Genomic DNA, 20,106 nt, shown 5'->3' on the forward strand with positions numbered 1-20,106 from the left:
AAAATTACATATATTTTATAAGGTTCGGGGTGTTGTGGCACTAATTCCTACGTTACTGTTGATATTATTCGTGGATTGAAATAAAATATGAATAATGGTATTGTTGTTTAACAAAATATTGCTTTTAGTGTAGGTGATGATATGGAAAAGTTCAGTAGAAACAATAGGGTTTCGGCAATAACAAAAATACTTGTAGAAAATCCAAACAAGGTAATTAACTTAAATACCTTTACGGAAATGTTTAATGCGGCTAAGTCTACTATTAGTGAAGATATTGTAATGATAAAAAAAGCTTTTAGTGCCCTAAATATGGGAAGAGTAGAAACCATAGCTGGGGCTGCTGGAGGAGTTAAATATATTGTAGGTGTTGGGGAAGATGAGAGCAAAAGCTTTGCTAAGGAACTTTGTGAAATGATGTCTGATACTAGTAGAATAATTCCAGGAAATTTTATATATATGACGGATATTATGTATAATCCTGAGGTTATCCGGAAGGCTGGAGCAATTTTGGCATCCCATTTTATCGAAAGTACTGTGGATTATGTTGTAACGGTGCAGACAAAAGGAATTCCTTTAGCCTTTGAGGTGGCCAAAAATCTCGGAGTACAGCTAGTGATTGTAAGAAGAGATAATAAGGTAGCAGAAGGACCTACCGTTACTATTAACTATGTATCTGGGAGCAGTGGTAGGATTCAGAACATGTCCTTGCCAAAGAGGTCTATTCCTAAAAATAGTAAGTGTGTTTTTATAGATGACTTTATGAAGGCAGGAGGAACTGCACTAGGCATATTAGATTTATTAAAGGAATTTGAAAGTGAGCTTGTGGGCATAGGAATATTGGTTGATAATGTAGATACTCCTAAAAAATTGGTGAGAGATTATATATCAATTATTGATTACGCAGGCATAAATGATGAAGGAAAGGCTGTTTTTTTACCATCTAAACTGTATAGATAAACAATTTTCAAAAAATTTTATATTTTTTTAATAAAAAAAGAGGAAATTTGAAATGAATAGAGAAATAGTATAGCATAAAGCATCACGGAGGTGGATTGTAATGCAGATAACTGATGTTAGAATTAGAAAGATTGCAGCTGATGGTAAAATGAAGGCGATTGTGTCTGTGACCTTTGATAATGAATTTGTTGTTCATGATATAAAGGTAATAGAAGGACAAAATGGCTTATTTATAGCTATGCCTAGCAGAAAAACTCCAGATGGAGAATTTAAGGATATAGCACATCCTATTAATACTGAAACAAGAGAAAAAATTCAAAAAGCAATTTTAGAAGAATATGCAAAGGTAAAAAGTGAAGAAGAATCAGAAGCTGCAGAAAAAGTAGAAGAATAGTGATATATAAAAAGGAGTGTTAACTCCTTTTTATTTTTTGGGAATTTTCTAAAAACACTTAAAAGGTTGAAAAAAGAAGTGGGATAAAATATAATATATAAGGATGTAAAAACCTTATATAAAAAATACTATAAAACAGCTACAAAAGCTATTTTGTATAGTATGAAAGATCCAAAAATGAGGTGTTATTATGTATAAATGTGCTGTTATTCTTGCAGCAGGTGAAGGCAAAAGAATGAAGTCTGATAAACCAAAGGTTCTTCACAAGGTATGCGGCAAGGAAATGGTGAATCATGTTATTGACACAATGAGAGCGGCAGATTTAGAGGAAGTTAATGTTATTGTTGGAAAAGGAGCAGAAGAGGTAAAGGCTGAAACAGAGAGCAGAAAGGTTTCTTACAGCTTACAGGATAAACAGTTAGGAACTGGCCACGCCGTAATGTGTACAAAGGATTTTTTACAAGGTAAAAAAGGAGTTGTAGCTGTATTTACAGGAGATGCTCCTCTTATTAGAGAGGAAACCGTTCGAAAACTAATTAACTTTCAAGAAGAGGGTAATTATAGCGCTGTAATTTTAACTTCTATAGTGGATAATCCTAAAGGGTACGGTAGAGTTATAAGAGAGGGAAACAGTGTAGGAAGAATAGTAGAAGATAAGGATTGCAGCTCAGAGGAAGCAAAGGTAAATGAAATAAACGCAGGTATGTATGCCTTTGACATTGAAAATCTTTTGGAAAGTTTGGATAAGTTAACAAACAATAATGCTCAGGGAGAATATTACCTTACAGATGTTATAGGTATATTAAAGCAAGAAGGAAAAGCTGTAGGAGCTTTAGTTATAGATTTTGAAGAAACTCTTGGTGTTAATTCAAGAGTAGAGTTATCTCAGGCAGAAAGAATTATGCGGGAAAGAATTAATAATAAACATATGAATAATGGAGTTACTATTATTGACCCATTAAATACATATATAGATAGCGATGTTGAGATTGAAAAGGATGTTCTGATTTATCCAGGAAATGTTCTACAAGGAAAGACGGTTATAAAGAGCGGAGTCGTTCTTTATCCTAATAATAGAATAGAAAATAGTATCATTGGAGAAGGGACCGTAGTTCAGTCTTCTGTCATATTGGAAAGCACTATAGGAGAAAATACCACCGTAGGACCTTATGCTTATATAAGACCGGAAAGTCATATAGGAAGCAATGTAAGAATAGGGGATTTTGTTGAGATTAAGAAGTCTACTATAGGGGATAAAACTAAAGTTTCTCACCTTACTTATATAGGTGATGCAGAAGTTGGCAGCAATTGTAACTTTGGGTGTGGAACTGTAGTGGTGAATTATGATGGCAGAAAGAAATATAAGACTAAAATAGGTGACAATGTTTTTATTGGTTGCAATACAAATCTTGTTGCGCCGGTAGAGCTTAAAGATAATAGTTATACTGCAGCAGGATCAACCATAACTGAGGAAGTACCAGAGGGAAGTTTAGCTATAGCAAGAGCTAAGCAGATAAATAAAGAAGGTTGGGTAAAAAGAAGAAACTCAAATAAGTAGAAAAACAAAAGGAGGCTTACTAAATGATAACCCATGGTAAGAATATAAAAATTTTCACTGGAAATGCACACCCACAATTAGCTCAGGACATCGCAGACATACTAGGCGTAGAGTTAGGCAAATCCAAGGTAGGTAAATTTAGTGATGGAGAAATATCAGTAGATATTAATGAATCTGTAAGAGGTGCTGATGTATTTGTAGTTCAGCCTACTAATTCTCCAGTTAACGACAATTTGATGGAGCTACTTATTATGATGGATGCCTTTAAGAGGGCTTCTGCAGGAAGAATAACTGCGGTTATACCATACTATGGATATGCAAGACAGGATAGAAAGACTAAGGCAAGAGATCCAATTACAGCTAAATTAGTGGCAGATATTATTGCAACTGCTGGTGCAGACAGAGTGTTAACTATGGATTTACACGCTGCGCAAATACAAGGATACTTTGATATCCCTCTAGATAACCTAATGGGAGTGCCAGTACTTGCTAAGTATTTTATTGAAAAAGGCTATAAAGAAAATGATGATGTAGTTGTAGTATCACCGGACTTAGGCAGTGTTACAAGAGCAAGAAAGTTTGCAGATAAGTTACATGCACCTATAGCTATTATAGACAAGAGAAGACCTAAAGCAAATGTAAGCGAAATAATGAACATAATAGGAGAAGTAACTGGAAAGATAGCTATTTTAGTTGATGATATGATAGATACTGCTGGAACTATAACTAATGCAGCTAACGCTTTAGCTTATTTAGGAGCAAAGGAAGTTTATGCATGTTGTTCCCATGGCGTACTTTCTGGGCCAGCTATTGAAAGAATAGAAAAGAGTGCAATAAAGGAACTTATAATGTTAAATACAATTAATTTACCAGAGGAGAAAATGATAGATAAGATAAAGACTATTTCCGTAGCGTCAATGTTTGCAGAAGCTATAAGGAGAGTATATGACGAACAGCCTATCAGTAAGTTGTTTGAAGAAGCTTAATTAAGTAAGTATAGAAGATTTAGTTTAACTAGATCTTCTTTTTTTATGCAAATTGAATAGGCTAAAGAATTGAAAAGTTTTATATTTGGATTTCATACGGTTTTTGGTTAAAAAGTTGATAATAGTTAGCTTTATAAGTAAATAATTTGTAACTTTTTTATAATACTATGTTATATTAGGATATAAATGTGATAAATTAGAATTAAGATAATAAGGATATTTATAGTTGAAATTTTTACAACTGTGTTAAATAAATTGATTTGATGACAAATGTGAATGAGGGGTGTGCACATGGATGGAAAAATAGCAAAGGTACTCATAGTAGATGATGATGTTAATATAGCAGAAGTAATAAAGATGTACTTAGATAATTCTGGCTATTCTACAAGAGTAAGTAATGATGGAAGAGAAGCTCAAGAGGCTTTTAATGAATATAAACCGGATATAGTCCTTTTAGATATTATGCTACCTAGTGTAGATGGTATAGATGTACTTAAGTGGATCAGAAAAGATAATTCCACTCCAGTAATAATGCTCACTGCCAAGGGAGAAACCTTTGATAAGGTTTTAGCACTGGAATTAGGAGCGGATGATTATATAGTAAAACCCTTTGAACCTAAGGAACTTATTGCTAGAGTTAAGGCGGTTTTGAGACGATATAATACAGATAATACAAATAAAGAAGTTTTAAGCTTTGAAGATATGACTATAGATGCTAATTCTTATAATGTTATATATAAAAATGAAGAAGTTAAGATGCCTCCAAAGGAATTTGAACTTTTATACTTTTTAGCAAGTAATAAAAATAAAGTATTTACGAGAGAGCAACTATTGTGTGAAGTTTGGGGCTATGATTATCCTGGAGATTCAAGAACTGTAGATGTTCATGTAAAAAGATTGAGAGAGAAGTTAACTGGAGGGGCTAATTGGCAAATTGAAACAGTTTGGGGAGTCGGTTATAAATTTGAGGTGAAGTAGATGGGAAGAAGAGGTCTTGCCTTTAAAACCGTAGTAGTCTATACACTAATATCTACAGTATGTATAACAATCATGTGTAGCATACTATTTATTCGATTTAAGAATCATTATTATGATCAGAGGAAATATCAGATAGACATAATGGTAGATGGGATTCGTAATTGGATGGTAGAGGAAGCGGATTATGATAGTTCTATGTATTTAACTAAGTTAAAAGAAAGAATAGAGATAATTAGTGACTCTATAGAAGAAGACATGCTTTTCGTCAATAAAATAGGATTAGTTCATATAGTTTCTGATGAAAAATACAACACATTACTATATAGAAATTTCATATCTGAGGACTTTAATAAATTATCTTCAGGAAATAGTATAGAAAAGATTATAAGTAATAATGAAATTTTTTCTGAAAAAATGTATGTTTATATAGTGCCAGTCATAGAAAATGATGCCTTTCAGGGTGCTATAGTTACTTTTACTCCCCTTTACAATATGGAAAAACCTATAAGAAATATAGGATTTTTTATGTGGATAACTGCAGTAAGTATGATTGGAGCAACGGCATTTATTTTGTATAAGGCTACAACTAGAATGGTTGTAAGACCTCTTGCGGAGATAAATAAAGCTGCTCAAAAGATAGCAAAGGGAGAAGTTGAAAGAAGAGCAAATATAAATACAGGAGATGAAATAGGAGAGCTGGCCGCATCTTTTAATACCATGGCAGATTCCTTAGAGAAGGTTGAGAATGACAGGAGAACCTTTATATCTAATGTTTCTCATGAACTTAGAACTCCTATAACTTCTATAAAAGGCTTTATTGGAGGAGTGTTAGATGGAGTTATTCCTAAAGAAAAGGAGAAAGATTATCTTTCTATAGCCTATGAGGAAATACAGAGGCTAGCTAGATTAGTAAACGATTTGTTAGATCTTTCGGTATTTGATGCAGGAAAATTTAAGTTAGATATAGGTCAAATTGATATAAATGAAATTATAAGGCTATGTGTAATAAAGGCTGAAGCCAGAATAAATCAAAAAGAATTAAGTGTTGATGTTACCTTACAGGATGAACATTTATATGCATATGCAGATAGAGATAGGATAATACAAGTAGTAACTAATCTCCTTGATAATGCCATAAAGTATGTTAATGACAAGGGCAGAATAAGAGTAGTTACTAAAACTAAGGGGGATAAGGTTCTTGTATCAATATTTAATAGTGGACCGAAGATAGCAGAGGAAGATAAGAAGCATATATGGGAAAGATTCTATAAATCTGATAAATCACGTACTTCTAAGGTTAGTACTGGTTTAGGACTTCCTATTGTTAGAAATATTCTTACTCAACATGGTGAAGATATATGGGTAGAAAATGGGGAAAAAGAAGGAGTAACATTCTATTTTACATTAAGGAAAGCGTAAGCTTATTCTAGTTTAAGGGGTGGGGCTGCATGAGTAATTTTTATAAAGATTATGATGATTTAAATAGGACTACAAGAGTTTTAGAAAATCTATCGGACATTCGTAGAGACTATGGTAGTATTAAAAGTGGCTCCAATATAAATAAGGAACAGGGTGATGAATTTATAGTAAATCATAGCAGTGGAAAAATTAATTTTAGAAAGAATACAAGAAAAGCAAAAATGAAGGCAGCCTTAAAAGGAGTTATTTTTGTTTTTATTGCTTCTTTATCTGGAGGTATTACAGCAACTATATTAATTGAAAACAAATATAGTTCCTATTTAACGGAAAAACCTAGATATATATCCGGTAATGGTGTTTATATTGGAGGAAAGCCCTTCACCTCTTCTAGTGTAATTCCTAAAAATGCTACTAATATAGTAGCAGAAACTGTAGCGCCTGCGGTAGTGGGGATTTCTAACAATGCGGATAACTTTGTTAATGAGACTATAAACAGTTATTCTGGTTCAGGAATAATTTTTGATTCCAATGGGTACATAGTAACCAGCTATCGTATAATTCAAGGGGCGGATAAGATAATGGTTAAATTACCTTTCAATACTATGGACTCTTTTCAAGCAACAGTGGTAGGAGTGGATAAAAATTCAGATATCGCTGTGATAAAAATAGATGCTAAGGACCTTCCAGTAGCAAAGTTTGGAGAAGGGGCTAATGTAAGGCAAGGGGATGTAGGAATTGCTATAGGGAATCCCTTTGGTCAAGAATATGGTAGCTTCATTACTAATGGTATAATAAGTTCAATAAATAGAAAAGTGAAATCAAAGGATAGTGAAAGTGGAAAAGAAACTACCTATAAGATATTTCAAACAGATACAGAAGTATATGCAGGGGGATACGGAGGACCTTTGTGCAATGAGTTAGGTGAAGTAATAGGTCTATTAAGCTCAAGTATACAACCTTTATCAGGTATGAACTTTGCCATATCCATAGATGAAGTTAAGAAGGTAATAAATGCTATTAATAATAGTACTGAAGGCCCTAGATTAGGCTTTGGTATAGAAGGAGTAACAGTAAATAATGTAGGAGGAAAAGGTATAAAGGGCTTTTATGTATTAGATGTAATTCCAGGTTCTGGAGCAGAAGCAGCAGGAATACAGTCGTGGGATATAATTATGGAGGTTGCTGGCGAAAAGATAAACTCTAAAGAAGAATTTATAGCTAAAGAAGAAACTTTTAGAGATGGAGATATAGTGCCTTGCAAGGTATGGCGAAATGAAAAGGTTTTTGATGTAAATATTAAAGTATCTGCAATTGAATAGGTGTTATAGTATTCTAGCTTTCCAATATCTAAAGTGGCTTTTAGCCACTTTTTGTGTTTACTTTTAAAATTAAATCGTTTAAGATAAAATATTATAATGTGAGAAAAATAGAAAGTTCCAAAAGGGGGCACGGAAATGTACTTGATAGTTGGTTTAGGTAATCCTGGTCGTGAATATGAGAATACAAGACACAATGTAGGTTTTCAAGTTTTAGATTTATTAGCGGACAGGTATAAAATAAGTTTAAGCAGGATAAAATTTAAAAGTGTATATGGAGAAGGTAGCATTAATGGCGAAAAGGTTATATTAGCAAAACCTCAAACCTTTATGAATGCTAGTGGAGAAAGTGTGGCTGAAATAACTAGATTCTATAAAATACCTAATGAAAAAGTTCTAGTTATTTATGATGATATGAGTCTTGATGTAGGTAGATTAAGAATTAGGGCTAAAGGAAGTGCTGGTGGACATAATGGAATAAAGAATATTATAGCCCATCTTTCCTCAGAGGATTTTCCAAGAATAAAAGTAGGTATTGGAAAGCCTGAAGGAGGGTGGATTAGTCATGTTATGGGAAACTTTAGCAAAGAGGAACAAGAAAAGTTAGCAGAAGTATATAAAACCGTTATACATGCTGTAGAAACCATAATAGCCAAGGGAACAGAAGAAGCAATGAATAAGTATAATAGTTTTAAAATATAAAGAAATTTTAGGATGGTGTATGTTATTATGAGATTTAAAGGACTAATGGAGAGTTTAACAAATAGCTCCATGTTTAAAGAATTTATATATGATCTGTCCTGTAATAAATACCCTGCAGCCATTTATGGCTTGTCTGAGTCTGCTAGAGCTTATGTAATAAATGGGGTTTTCGAGAAAACAAACAGCAATATTTTTATAATAGCAAACAGCGACGTTGAAGGTAGAAATATATACGAAGATCTAAGTTTATATATTCCTAATGTATATTACTTCCCTTCTAAGGAAATCGTTTTTTATAATATCTATGCGATTTCCGGTGATCTGCGATGGGAGAGACTAAAGGTTATAAAAGAAATGCTAACCCCAGGAAGAAAGGTAATAGTAACTACTGCAGAAGCTCTTGCACCGGTATATACACCTTTTGAATTATATAAAAAATATGACTTTAAGATTTCTGTAGGAGATACAATCAACTTGCAAGAACTTGCCTATAAGCTGGTACAGTGTGGCTATGAAAGAATGGAAATAGTGGATGGAAAAGGACAATTCTCTATAAGGGGAGGAATTATAGATTTATTTTCACCAATTTCCAATGTACCTTACAGAATAGAACTTTTTGGTGATGAAGTGGATTCTATTAGAAGCTTCAATACAGAGTCTCAAAGAAGTATAGATAAGGTAGAATACATAGAGGTCTTTCCTGCAAAGGAAATTTTGCTAGACAAAGAAAGTATTGAAAAGGGATATAAAAAGATTGAAGAAGACTTAACGGACATGCTTTCTAGATTCAAAAAAAGTAAGGAAAAAGAAGCCTATGATAAAATCAATGACATTACTAAAAGAAACCTAGAATCCTTAAAGGAAAATTGGACTTTTGAAACTATAGATAGTTTTCTTCCTTATTTTTACGACAAAACCTCTACATTATACGATTATATGGGAGAAGCAATTATTATAGTAGACGATGTTCAACGTTGCAAGGGAAAACTTGATAGCATTTATTTTGAATTTGAAGATGCCTACACTTCCTTTCTTCAAAGGGGAGAAATCTTACCTTTACAAGGTAAATTGCTTGTTGACAAAGAAAAAGTTATCAGTAAATTGCAAAATTCTAAAGTTATTGAGTTAAATTCTATGGCTAAGAGCCAAGATATATTGTTGCCTAGAACTACATTACATCTATCAGAAATAACTTTACATAATTATCAAGGAAAACTTGACCTATTAATTGAAGATATTAAAAATAAAAAAAGTAAAGGTTATAAGACCGTTATTTTGTCTGGAACAAGACCTAGGGGAGAACGTCTTGTAAATACCTTGAAAGAGCAAGGAATAGAAAGTGTATATAGAGATGTGGTAGGTGAAATTAAAGAAGGTGAAGTTGTAGTAACCTTTGGTAACCAACTAAAAGGATATGAGTTTCCGGAGTTAAAGCTCTGTATTATATCTGATAAAGAGGTCTTTGGAGAAGCTAAGAAGAAAACGCGAAAAAGTGCTGCCTTGAAAAAAGGTGTAAGCAAGATAAAAAGCTTTACGGATCTTAAGCCAGGAGATTATGTTGTCCACACAAATCATGGTATAGGAATATATAAAGGAATAAAGCATTTAGAAGTCCAGGGATTGAAGAGGGACTTCTTAGAGTTATGTTATGAAGGTGACGATAAACTTTACGTACCTGTTGATCAGTTGGACATGGTGCAGAAATACATAGGCAGTGATGGTAAGGCAGCTAAAATAAATAAATTAGGCGGAAATGAATGGGCCAAGGCTAAAGCTAAGGTTAAAAAATCTATAAATGAAATAGCGGAGGACTTAGTAAAGCTTTATGCTTCTAGGTCTATAGTAAAAGGACATAAATTTAGTAAAGATACCGTTTGGCAAAAGCAATTTGAAGATGAATTTCCTTATGAAGAAACTCCTGATCAAATCACTTCTCTTCAGGAAATAAAAGCAGATATGGAATCCGACAAACCTATGGACAGACTGCTTTGTGGGGATGTAGGTTACGGTAAGACAGAGGTGGCTCTAAGAGCAGCCTTTAAGGCGGTAATGGATGGAAAGCAAGTAGCATTTTTGGTTCCTACAACCATATTAGCTGAGCAGCATTATAATAATATGATAAAAAGATTTGCTGGTTTTCCAGTGCGTATAGATATGATTAGTAGATTTAGAACACCATCACAGGTAAAGGAAACTCTTAAAAACGTAAAAGCAGGGGTAGTGGATATATTGGTAGGTACCCATAGGATACTTCAGAAGGATGTAGAGTTTAAGGATATTGGACTATTAATAATTGATGAAGAGCAGAGATTTGGAGTTAAGCATAAGGAACAAATTAAGAATTTTAAAAAGAATATAGATGTAATAACCTTAACGGCTACTCCAATACCTAGAACTTTACATATGTCACTTACAGGAGTTAGAGATATCAGTGTTATTGAAACACCTCCTGAAGAACGTTATCCCATTCAAACTTATGTGGTAGAATATAATGAGCAGCTTATTAGAGATGCTATTCTAAGAGAATTAGGAAGAGATGGGCAAGTATTTTTTGTCTATAATAGAGTTGAAGATATAGGTAGTATGGCTAAAAGTATTGGGGAGCTCGTTCCTGAGGCTAGGATAGCGGTGGCCCATGGCCAAATGACAGAGAGAGAGCTAGAAAAGGTTATGATGGAATTTATGAATCATGAATATGATATTTTAGTAGCTACCACAATAATAGAGACAGGTATTGATATTCAAAATGTTAATACTATGATAATATATGATGCAGATAAAATGGGATTGTCCCAATTATATCAACTTAGAGGAAGAGTGGGACGTTCTAATAGAATAGCCTATGCATATTTTACTTACAGAAAAGATAAAATCCTCTCAGAAGTAGCAGAAAAACGACTTAAGGCAATAAAGGATTTTACGGAATTAGGATCCGGGTTTAAAATTGCTATGAGTGATTTGGAAATAAGAGGGGCAGGTAACATGATGGGATCTGCACAGCATGGTCAAATGTCGGTAGTAGGTTATGATCTTTACTGTAGAATGTTAGAGGAAACTATAAAACTTATAAAGGGTGAAATTACAGAAGAAGAAATAGAAACTACTGTAGAACTAAACATAGATGCTTATATACCAACTAATTATATTGAAGATGAAGTACAAAAAATAGAGGTGTATAAGAAAATTGCTGCCATAAGTGGTTTTGATGATTTTATGGATGTTAAGGATGAATTGGAGGACAGATTCTCTGAAATACCTCAACCAGTTTATAATCTCATGGATATTGCATACCTAAGAAGCTTAGGAAAGAAATTGGGTATTGTTGAAATAAAGGAAAAGGGAAACGAAGTTTATTTTTATTTCAAGGATAAGGATAAATTAAAGGATGTTATGATAAGAGCTTTAATGGAGAAGTATAGCAAAAAAATAGTTTTCAAACTTGGGGATAGACCAGCGGTGGCCTATAAAATACAAGATGTTAAAAAGGAAGACTTGCTAGGGATTTTTAAGGAGATGCTTCATTATCTTTTACAGTTAGATGAAGGTAAAGAAAATATTAATTGAAATAATATGCAAAAATATTTATAATGAAAAAAGATTATATTGAGTGGGGGAATTTACATGAATAAGGTTAAAAAAGTGGTTAGCATATTAGTTACCGGCTTACTTGTCTTTTCAGCTTCTGGTTGTATTGTAAAGACTCAAGCAGGAAAGGACAATACCGTTGTTGCCAAGGTTGGAGGGGAAAAGATTAAAGTTATAGATGTTAGAAATAAAATGAAAAGTACGGAAGAATCTATAAAAGAAAAGTATGGTAATCTTACTAGCGATGAAGCTAAGAAGGCTCTAGAAGAAGCTTATGTTAATGCTTTGGAAAATATGGCTCAATGGAAACTTCTTGAGATTGTAGCTAAAGAGAACTATGCAGATAAAAATATCATACCAGATCTTAATAATATAGATGAAGAGGCCGAAAAGCAAGTAAGTATGGTTAAGGAATTATATTTTGAAAATGACGACTCAAAGTTTGAAGAAGGTCTTAAAGATATGGGTATGACTGTAGATTCTTTAAAGGATCAATACAGGGAAACGTTGAGAGACAACCAAGAAATAATAATTGCTAGTAGAGTTCAATATGAAATTATAAAAGATCTAACTGTAAGTGATGATGAAATAAGTAGTTATTATACATCTAACATAGCGTCCTATACTACTAATGCCGGTGCAAACTTTTATCATATTGTAGTGGATACAGAGGAAAAAGCTAAGGAAGTAAAAGAAAAGCTAAATAGTGGTTCTGATTTTAAAGAGTTAGCCAAGGAATACAGTACTGATAGTTCTGCTAGCTACGGAGGATATTTAGGATATATACAGTATGATAACACTACTATGGCTGAAACATTTATGTCTGTAGCAAAGGCTTTAGGTGAGGGAGAGGTATCTGATCCAATTAAAACATCTGAAGGTAAATGGGAAATAATCAAAGCAGAGGGTGTAGTTAAAGAGACAAAGGTTACAGCTCTTGAGGAAGTAAAAGATCAAATTAAGGAACAACTTTTAAGTAAAAAGAGAGATTCTGAATTTGATAAAAAGGTAGAAGAATGGAAGAAAGAAAAAGGATTTAAACTGTATGAAGATAAGTTAAAGAAAAATATACTTTAATTTTAAAAGCAGTGTCAAAATTAATACTTGACACTGCTTTTATTTATGTGTTATGCAAATTGTTTCTAATTTTGCATTTGGAGTAATTATAATTCAAATAATAGCCTTTATTAGTGCATAAAATTTCATTTTAAGAAAGATAATATTAATGGAAGTAGAATATATGTAATTTAATTAAGGGAGGGTAAACGAATGAAGGCTACAGGTATAGTTAGAAGAATAGATGATCTTGGTAGAGTTGTTATTCCAAAGGAGATTAGAAGAACATTAAGAATCAGAGAAGGGGATCCATTGGAGATTTTCACTGATAGAGAAGGCGGAGTAATTTTGAAAAAGTACTCTCCTATAGGAGAACTAAGCGATTTTTCAAAGGAATATGCAGAATCCTTGCAACAGGCAATTGGACATATAGTACTTATTGCAGATAAAGATGCCATAATATCTGTAAGTGGCGCTCCTAAGAAAGAGTACTTAGAAAAACGAATAAGCGATGAACTGGAAAAGGTAATGGAAGATAGAAAAACCTTATTACTAGATGAAGCTAATAATAATTTGATATCTTTATATAAGGATGAGGAAGTAGAAGGAAAATACACCGCCGCTGTTATTTCTCCTATATTGGCAGAAGGCGATGCAATTGGGGCTGTAATCATATTATCCAAACAAAATGGGGAAAAGTTTGGAGAGTTAGAAATGAAGTTAGCTGAAACTGCATCTGCCTTCTTGGGAAAGCAAATGGAACAATAGAAGTATACATATCTTCTATGAACCGATTTGCTAAATTCAATTATAACCAATAATTGCATAAATTATACATCGATACACAAAAAACATTGTAATAATGACTGTTTACTACAAATACAAATAATTAGAACCTTAAATTTAGAACTATAAAGTTTTTTATAGTTCTAAATTTTTTAACCCTTATCAATTGCCAAATGGAGGAGTATTATGAAAAAACAGTCATTAATAAAGGGAACCTTAATTCTCGGTGCTGCTGGTGTTTTTGCAAAGTTTTTAGGTCTCTTTTTTCGCTGGCCACTTATTATGCTTATAGGAGATGAAGGTATAGGTTATTATCAAATGTCTTATCCCTTATATATGTTTTTTATAGGCATTGCTTCAGGTATTCCTGTTGCTATATCAAAAATGGTATCGGAAAGAAATGCTCTTAATGATAAAGGGGCCATACTGTTAGTAATAAAAAAGGCTTTTCTTACAATGTTGATACTAGGTGGAGGTTTTTCTGTAGTATTTTTAATATTCCCAAGGGAACTGGTTAGTTTTTTTAAGTGGGATAAAAAGGCGGTATATTCATTAATGGGTATAGGAGCGGCTCCAATCTTTATATCCTTAATGAGTGTATTCAGAGGCTTTTTTCAAGGTATGCAAAATATGACCTATACAGCAGTTTCGCAGATAATAGAGCAAATTGGACGAGTTGTTTTTGGAGTAGGGCTAGCCTTTCTTTTATTACCTAAAGGAATAGAATATGCTGCAGGGGGAGCAGCTTTCGGTGCTGCTGCTGGTGGTATTGCAGGCTTTCTTTATCTTTCTATAAAGTATTTTACTGCAAAAAAAGGGCTTAAGGTTAAAGAGGTAAAAAAGGATGATAATATACTTACAGAGCTTTTACATATAGCAGTTCCTGTTTCTTTAGGAGCAGCAGTAGGAACAATAATGAATTTATTAGATTCAATAATAGTACCTCAGCAGCTTTTGAGGTCTGGATATACCTTTAAGGAAGCGGCTATACTATATGGTCAATTAACGGGAAAAGCTATGGTGCTTATAAATGTTCCATTAACCATGTCTTCAGCCTTGTGTGCATCTTTGGTGCCTATTATAGCAGAATCTCATGTATTAAATAGAAAAGGAGAAGTTGATAATAAGGTTGGAATGGCAATGAAAGTTTCTATGGTTATAGCTCTGCCCTGTACCCTAGGCTTATCTTTTATGGCTGCACCTATTTTAAACTTATTATTTCCAGGACATGCAGAAGGGTTTAAGATCTTACAATATGCTGCCTTTACTGTGCCTTTTATAATACTTACTCAGAGTACTACATCTATTCTTCAAGGCACAGGCTATTATATGGAACCAATAAAAAATATGTTGATAGGATGTATTGGTAAGATTCTTATTACAGTGTTATTGGTACCTATTCCTTTTATAAATATTTACGGAGCCATTGTTGGAAGTGTGGTAGCCTATATTATTACTGCAGCAGCTAATATCATAACTCTGAAGGTTAAACTAGGAGTAAGGATTAACTATTATGATATTCTTATTAAACCTGCTTATTCAGCGGTGTTTATGATATTAAGTGTTGTTTTTGCATATCAATATGTTTATAATAATACAATGAGTAATACCTTAGGTGTTTTTATTTCTATAACCTTAGGTGCTATTGTTTATATGGTATTGATCTTTTTATTTGGAACTTTTGATTATAAATATGTGAAAAGTAAATTTGTTAGAGGTTGAGTAAAAAATAAGGTAAAGGAGATAAACACATGATTAAGATTATCGGATTAGGCCCTGGAGCGCCAGAAGCATTAACCATTGGCACTATAGAAGCTTTGAAAAATATAGATAAGGTCTATTTGAGAACTGAAAAGCATCCTACAGTTCAGTATATTGAATCTCTTGGTGTTAAATTTGAAACTTACGACAATGCTTATGATAACTTTGATACCTTTGATGAGGTTTATAACTTTATAGCAGAGGACTTGATTAATAAACATGAAAAAGAAGGAGATTTAATATATGCAGTTCCAGGCCATCCTTTTGTGGCAGAAAAGTCCGTAAAGCTTTTAGTGCAATATTGCAAGGAAAAATCCATTGATTTTGAGATAGTTCCTGCGGTAAGCTTCGTGGATGTAGTTATGGAAAGACTACAACTAGATCCTATAGAGGGACTAAAGATAGTGGATGCCTTTGAATGTAAGGATCACATCTTTGATAAGAGAATAGGAACAATAATAACTCAAGTATATGACCAATATATTGCTTCAGAAGTAAAACTAGCCTTATCTGCTTACTACAAAGATGATACTATGGTATACTTTGTGAGAGCTGCAGGAATAAATGGTCAGGAGAGCATAAGGCCAATGGCCTTATACGAAATTGATAGACAGACGGATATTGATTATTTGACCTCCATATATATACCTAAAGACTTAGATAACTATAAAGATTTCTATGATCTTGTAAATATTATGGAAAGGTTAAGAGGAGATAATGGATGTCCTTGGGATAAGGAGCAAACTCATGAATCCTTGAAAAGATATTTAGTAGAGGAATGTTATGAAGTACTAGAGGCTATAGACCAAGAGGATGAAGATAAGATAACAGAAGAACTAGGAGATGTGCTTTTGCAGGTAGTATTCCACAGTGTAATTGCTGAGGAAGAGGGATACTTTACTATAAGAGATGTTATAGAAGGAATATGCAATAAAATGATACAAAGACATCCTCATGTATTTGGAGATGTAACGGCAGAAAATTCAAAGCAAGTATTGAAAAATTGGGAAGAGATTAAAAAAGAGGAACAGGGAATGACTACCTTAACAGAGGAAATGGAACACATAGCCAAAAATCTACCGGCCTTAATGAGAGCAGAGAAGGTTCAAAATAAGGCAAAGAAGGTAGGATTTGATTGGGACAGGGTAGAAGATGCCTTAGATAAGGTTTTAGAAGAATTTAAAGAACTTAAAGAGGTATATAATGGAGAAAGTAGGGCAAGAATACTAGAAGAAATGGGAGATTTACTCTTTTCTGTGGTAAATGTAAGCCGTTTTTTAGAGGTTAATCCTGAAGAGGCCCTTAATAGTACAACTAAGAAATTTATTGATAGATTTAAATTCATAGAAGAAGCGGCTACTGAAAAGGGGCTTAAATTAGAAAGTATGACCTTAGAACAGATGGATGAGCTGTGGATTAAGGCTAAGAATTTAAAAAAGCAATAAAAAGTTATAAGCGATAGAAGGAATTTAGAAATAAACGTTGAATATAGTAGTTAAAGTTAAAGATTTGTGGTTTTTATTGGTATTAATTCATAAATATTATCAAAAAATATCTATATATAGGATTTTTTTTAACCAAAGGTATAGACTAACAAAATAAATAGATATATAATAGGTTCTAGAATCATGAAAGTAGCAATATATCTGATTCCAACAAGTTAACACTTATTGTGTAACTTGATAATCTATACTGTTATTTTAAGGAGGAAATTAAAAGTGAACAAGGCAGATTTGATTTCAAGTATGGCTGAAAAGAGTAAGTTAACAAAGAAAGACGCAGAAGCAGCTTTAAAGGCATTTATAGAAAGTATTGAAGAAGCACTTGCTAAAGGTGAAAAGGTTCAATTAGTTGGTTTTGGTACTTTTGAAGCTAGAGAAAGAGCAGCTAGAGAAGGAAGAAATCCAAGAACTAAAGAACCAATCAAGATTCCTGCAACTGTAGTACCAGTATTCAAAGCAGGTAAAGAATTCAAAGAGAAAGTTCTAAAGTAATTGAAAGCCCGGCATAGTCCGGGCTTTATATATAGTATCTATAAAAGTACTCGTTAAAAAACAGTATTGATCTTATTACGTATATAGAGGTGATTATTATGAGATTAGATAAATATTTAAAGGTATCAAGAATAATAAAAAGAAGAACTGTGGCTAAAGAAGCCTGTGAAGGCGGTAGGGTTTCTATTAATGGTAAGGTAGCAAAGCCTAGCACAGAAGTAAAAGTTGATGATATAATTGAAATTCAGTTTGCAGCAAAGATCTTAAAGGCTAGAATTACCAGTGTAGCAGAACATGTTAGAAAAGATGATGCAAAAACTATGTATGAAATATTAGAAGGGGAAGAAGATAAGGAATAATAAATAAAATTTAAATAAAGGAATTTAGTATTTGTAATAAGTTAACAGGCACCTTCATATATTATCATTAGTAGGGAGGGATGGCCTGTGGAAGTTAAGAAAGAGTTAAAAATAGAAGAAAAGAAAAGCTATATGACCCTCGAAAATAGAAAAAAGTTATTTTTAACCGGTGTTATGGAGGTTATAAGCTTCAATGAAGAAAAAATACTGTTAAATACCAGCTTAGGTGTGCTTACTATAAAGGGTAGTGGGTTAAAAATGAATAAATTAGATGTACAAAACGGAGAGGTAATGATTATAGGTATGGTAGATTCTTTTGCATATACTGGCTCAGAGGCTAAGCAAGATAAAGAAAGTATTCTATCAAAATTATTTAGATAGAGGTATATAGTTTATGGTTATTCCGTTGACAATGCAGGCAAAGCTTGTTTTGTACAGTATTTTAGCTGGAATCTTAACAGGATTTTTGTTTGATTTTTATAGAACTTTTAGAGGGTTTGAAAATGTTCATAAGGTCATAATTATAATTGAAGATATTTTGTTTTGGATCTTGGCGGGTATATTAATTTTTGTTTTTCTTCTTTACACTAACCAAGCAGTAATGAGTGTATATGTTTACATATGGATGATTTTTGGTGTATACTTATATATGAAATTAGTTAGTAAAAGTTTTAGAAAGATTCAATATACCCTAATTAGTAACATTTCAAAGTTCTTTAGAATACTTATAAATATATTGATATATCCCTTTAGGTGGATATTTTACAAAATTGGATTTAAAAAATAGGAGTAATTTAAAAGAAATCTCTTGAATAAAAGTAAAAACCTAATTACAATAGATTTAAGCCTATGTAAAATAAAAAGGAGAAAGTAGCTTATGAAAAAAAAGAAGTTTAACATAAAATCCTTTTTTATAGTGTTGCTAATAGTGTATTTTGCTGTTGTTTTTGTTAGGCAGCAATTTATATTTGCAAGGCTAAGTAAAGAAGAAGCAAAACAAACACAAGAACTTAAGGCTTATCAGGATCAGGAAGAAGAATTAAGGGAGCAACTGGAGTTGTCTGAAAGCAATCCTAAAGCTTTTGCGGAAAGACAGGCTAGAGAGAGATTGGGATATATAAAAGAAAACGAGACTCCTATTAAGTCTATGCCTGAAGGACAATAGTATAGTTTAAATTTTATATTTAAATAAACATATTTATTTTTAAGGAGGAGTCTTTTTAATATGACCTTAAAGGCAGGAAACATTGTAGAAGGTACAGTAATTAACATCACTAATTTTGGAGCATTTGTCGATGTAGAAGGCAAGACAGGATTAGTGCATATCTCTGAAGTAGCTGATACTTTTGTTAAAGACATCAGAGATCATTTAAAAGAACAGGATAAGGTTAAAGTAAAGGTAATATCTGTAGATGATAATGGCAAAATAAGTTTATCAATAAAGCAAGCTATGCCAGCAAAAAAATCTGCAAGACCAATAGAAATAGATTGGTCAAGTGAGAGAAATAAAAATACCTCTTCAAATTTTGAAGATATAATGTCAAAGTTTCTTAAAGACAGTGAAGAAAGACAACAGGATTATAAGAGACGTCAGGAATCAAGGGGAAGAGGGTATAGTCGAAGAAGTTAATAATAAATTTAGATATATTAAGCTGTCTTTAAATCTTAAAGACAGCTTGTTTAATATAATTATAGTTAATGGATTATAAATAAGAATGAAAAGTATTATAAAATCTAAATTAACTTCCGCTTTATTTTAGCTTAGAAGAATTGCTATGACTTTTATGAATAAATTATATAAAAAATATATAATAAAATAGTTGACATTAAGATATTCATCATATATAATAATCTATGTCGCTAAGGAATACAAATTCCCGACCCGTGCTGGAGTGGCGGAACTGGCAGACGCACAGGACTTAAAATCCTGCGGTGCTAACACACCGTACCGGTTCGATTCCGGTCTCCAGCACTGTATCGCGGGGTGGAGCAGTTGGTAGCTCGTCGGGCTCATAACCCGAAGGTCGTAGGTTCAAGTCCTGCCCCCGCAACCAAACGTGGCGGAATAGCTCAGTTGGCTAGAGCATTCGGTTCATACCCGAAGTGTCGTAGGTTCAAGTCCTATTTCCGCTACTTTTCCTAAAATTAAATTACATTAAATTATATGCTGGAGTGGCGGAACTGGCAGACGCACAGGACTTAAAATCCTGCGGTGCTAACACACCGTACCGGTTCGATTCCGGTCTCCAGCACTG

General features: G+C 33.0%; 19 protein-coding genes and 4 tRNA genes. All 23 read left to right on the plus strand.

What is annotated here, in order from left to right:
* Nucleotides 1-141: 141 nt before the first annotated feature.
* The gene (purR, locus tag N3C_RS05530) at nt 142-957 is read left to right on the plus strand and encodes a pur operon repressor (RefSeq protein WP_074365070.1); all 816 of its coding nucleotides are present in this window, start codon (nt 142-144) and stop codon (nt 955-957) included.
* Between the two features lie 100 nt (nt 958-1,057).
* The gene (gene spoVG / locus N3C_RS05535; RefSeq protein ID WP_074365071.1) at nt 1,058-1,351 is read left to right on the plus strand and encodes a septation regulator SpoVG; all 294 of its coding nucleotides are present in this window, start codon (nt 1,058-1,060) and stop codon (nt 1,349-1,351) included.
* A 190-nt stretch (nt 1,352-1,541) separates the two neighbouring features.
* Nucleotides 1,542-2,909 carry a bifunctional UDP-N-acetylglucosamine diphosphorylase/glucosamine-1-phosphate N-acetyltransferase GlmU gene (glmU, locus tag N3C_RS05540; RefSeq protein WP_074365072.1) on the plus strand — a complete coding sequence of 456 codons (1,368 nt, stop codon included), beginning with the start codon at nt 1,542-1,544 and terminating at the stop codon, nt 2,907-2,909.
* A 23-nt stretch (nt 2,910-2,932) separates the two neighbouring features.
* Nucleotides 2,933-3,895, plus strand: a complete 963-nt coding sequence (locus tag N3C_RS05545) for a ribose-phosphate diphosphokinase (protein ID WP_074365073.1) — start codon at nt 2,933-2,935, stop codon at nt 3,893-3,895.
* A gap of 291 nt (nt 3,896-4,186) precedes the next feature.
* Nucleotides 4,187-4,873, plus strand: a complete 687-nt coding sequence (locus N3C_RS05550; RefSeq protein WP_074365074.1) for a response regulator transcription factor — start codon at nt 4,187-4,189, stop codon at nt 4,871-4,873.
* The gene (locus tag N3C_RS05555) at nt 4,874-6,292 is read left to right on the plus strand and encodes a sensor histidine kinase (protein WP_074365075.1); all 1,419 of its coding nucleotides are present in this window, start codon (nt 4,874-4,876) and stop codon (nt 6,290-6,292) included. It abuts the gene before it with no gap.
* A gap of 29 nt (nt 6,293-6,321) precedes the next feature.
* A complete protein-coding gene (locus tag N3C_RS05560) occupies nt 6,322-7,611 on the plus strand; it encodes a S1C family serine protease (RefSeq protein ID WP_083604438.1) in 1,290 nt (429 codons plus the stop codon).
* A 135-nt stretch (nt 7,612-7,746) separates the two neighbouring features.
* Complete coding sequence (pth, locus tag N3C_RS05565; RefSeq protein WP_074365076.1) at nt 7,747-8,310, plus strand: aminoacyl-tRNA hydrolase; 564 nt, start codon at nt 7,747-7,749, stop codon at nt 8,308-8,310.
* 27 nt (nt 8,311-8,337) lie between these two features.
* Nucleotides 8,338-11,874, plus strand: a complete 3,537-nt coding sequence (gene mfd, locus N3C_RS05570) for a transcription-repair coupling factor (RefSeq protein ID WP_074365077.1) — start codon at nt 8,338-8,340, stop codon at nt 11,872-11,874.
* Nucleotides 11,875-11,931: 57 nt separating this feature from the next.
* On the plus strand, nt 11,932-12,972 hold the full coding sequence (locus N3C_RS05575; protein WP_074365078.1) for a peptidyl-prolyl cis-trans isomerase: 1,041 nt from the start codon (nt 11,932-11,934) through the stop codon (nt 12,970-12,972).
* A gap of 192 nt (nt 12,973-13,164) precedes the next feature.
* A complete protein-coding gene (spoVT, locus tag N3C_RS05580; RefSeq protein WP_074365079.1) occupies nt 13,165-13,719 on the plus strand; it encodes a stage V sporulation protein T in 555 nt (184 codons plus the stop codon).
* A 204-nt stretch (nt 13,720-13,923) separates the two neighbouring features.
* Nucleotides 13,924-15,459, plus strand: coding sequence for a putative polysaccharide biosynthesis protein (locus tag N3C_RS05585; RefSeq protein ID WP_074365080.1), 1,536 nt, complete (start codon nt 13,924-13,926; stop codon nt 15,457-15,459).
* A 29-nt stretch (nt 15,460-15,488) separates the two neighbouring features.
* Complete coding sequence (mazG, locus tag N3C_RS05590; protein ID WP_074365081.1) at nt 15,489-16,943, plus strand: bifunctional methyltransferase/pyrophosphohydrolase YabN; 1,455 nt, start codon at nt 15,489-15,491, stop codon at nt 16,941-16,943.
* 273 nt (nt 16,944-17,216) lie between these two features.
* Nucleotides 17,217-17,492 carry an HU family DNA-binding protein gene (locus tag N3C_RS05595; RefSeq protein WP_074365082.1) on the plus strand — a complete coding sequence of 92 codons (276 nt, stop codon included), beginning with the start codon at nt 17,217-17,219 and terminating at the stop codon, nt 17,490-17,492.
* A 98-nt stretch (nt 17,493-17,590) separates the two neighbouring features.
* Nucleotides 17,591-17,851 carry an RNA-binding S4 domain-containing protein gene (locus N3C_RS05600; protein WP_074365083.1) on the plus strand — a complete coding sequence of 87 codons (261 nt, stop codon included), beginning with the start codon at nt 17,591-17,593 and terminating at the stop codon, nt 17,849-17,851.
* Between the two features lie 87 nt (nt 17,852-17,938).
* On the plus strand, nt 17,939-18,232 hold the full coding sequence (yabP, locus tag N3C_RS05605; protein ID WP_143312606.1) for a sporulation protein YabP: 294 nt from the start codon (nt 17,939-17,941) through the stop codon (nt 18,230-18,232).
* A 31-nt stretch (nt 18,233-18,263) separates the two neighbouring features.
* Nucleotides 18,264-18,638, plus strand: coding sequence for a spore cortex biosynthesis protein YabQ (gene yabQ, locus N3C_RS05610; RefSeq protein WP_242944047.1), 375 nt, complete (start codon nt 18,264-18,266; stop codon nt 18,636-18,638).
* A 90-nt stretch (nt 18,639-18,728) separates the two neighbouring features.
* On the plus strand, nt 18,729-19,016 hold the full coding sequence (locus N3C_RS05615) for an FtsB family cell division protein (RefSeq protein WP_074365085.1): 288 nt from the start codon (nt 18,729-18,731) through the stop codon (nt 19,014-19,016).
* A 60-nt stretch (nt 19,017-19,076) separates the two neighbouring features.
* Nucleotides 19,077-19,481 carry a S1 domain-containing RNA-binding protein gene (locus N3C_RS05620; RefSeq protein ID WP_074365086.1) on the plus strand — a complete coding sequence of 135 codons (405 nt, stop codon included), beginning with the start codon at nt 19,077-19,079 and terminating at the stop codon, nt 19,479-19,481.
* A 256-nt stretch (nt 19,482-19,737) separates the two neighbouring features.
* A tRNA-Leu gene (locus N3C_RS05625) sits at nt 19,738-19,823 on the plus strand.
* Between the two features lie 6 nt (nt 19,824-19,829).
* A tRNA-Met gene (locus N3C_RS05630) sits at nt 19,830-19,905 on the plus strand.
* A 5-nt stretch (nt 19,906-19,910) separates the two neighbouring features.
* Nucleotides 19,911-19,984, plus strand: a tRNA-Met gene (locus N3C_RS05635).
* A gap of 33 nt (nt 19,985-20,017) precedes the next feature.
* A tRNA-Leu gene (locus N3C_RS05640) sits at nt 20,018-20,103 on the plus strand.
* The last annotated feature ends 3 nt before the right edge of the window (nt 20,104-20,106 follow it).

Source organism: Clostridium sp. N3C (assembly GCF_900095445.1).
In the GTDB taxonomy this organism is placed as follows: domain Bacteria; phylum Bacillota; class Clostridia; order Clostridiales; family Clostridiaceae; genus Clostridium_AU.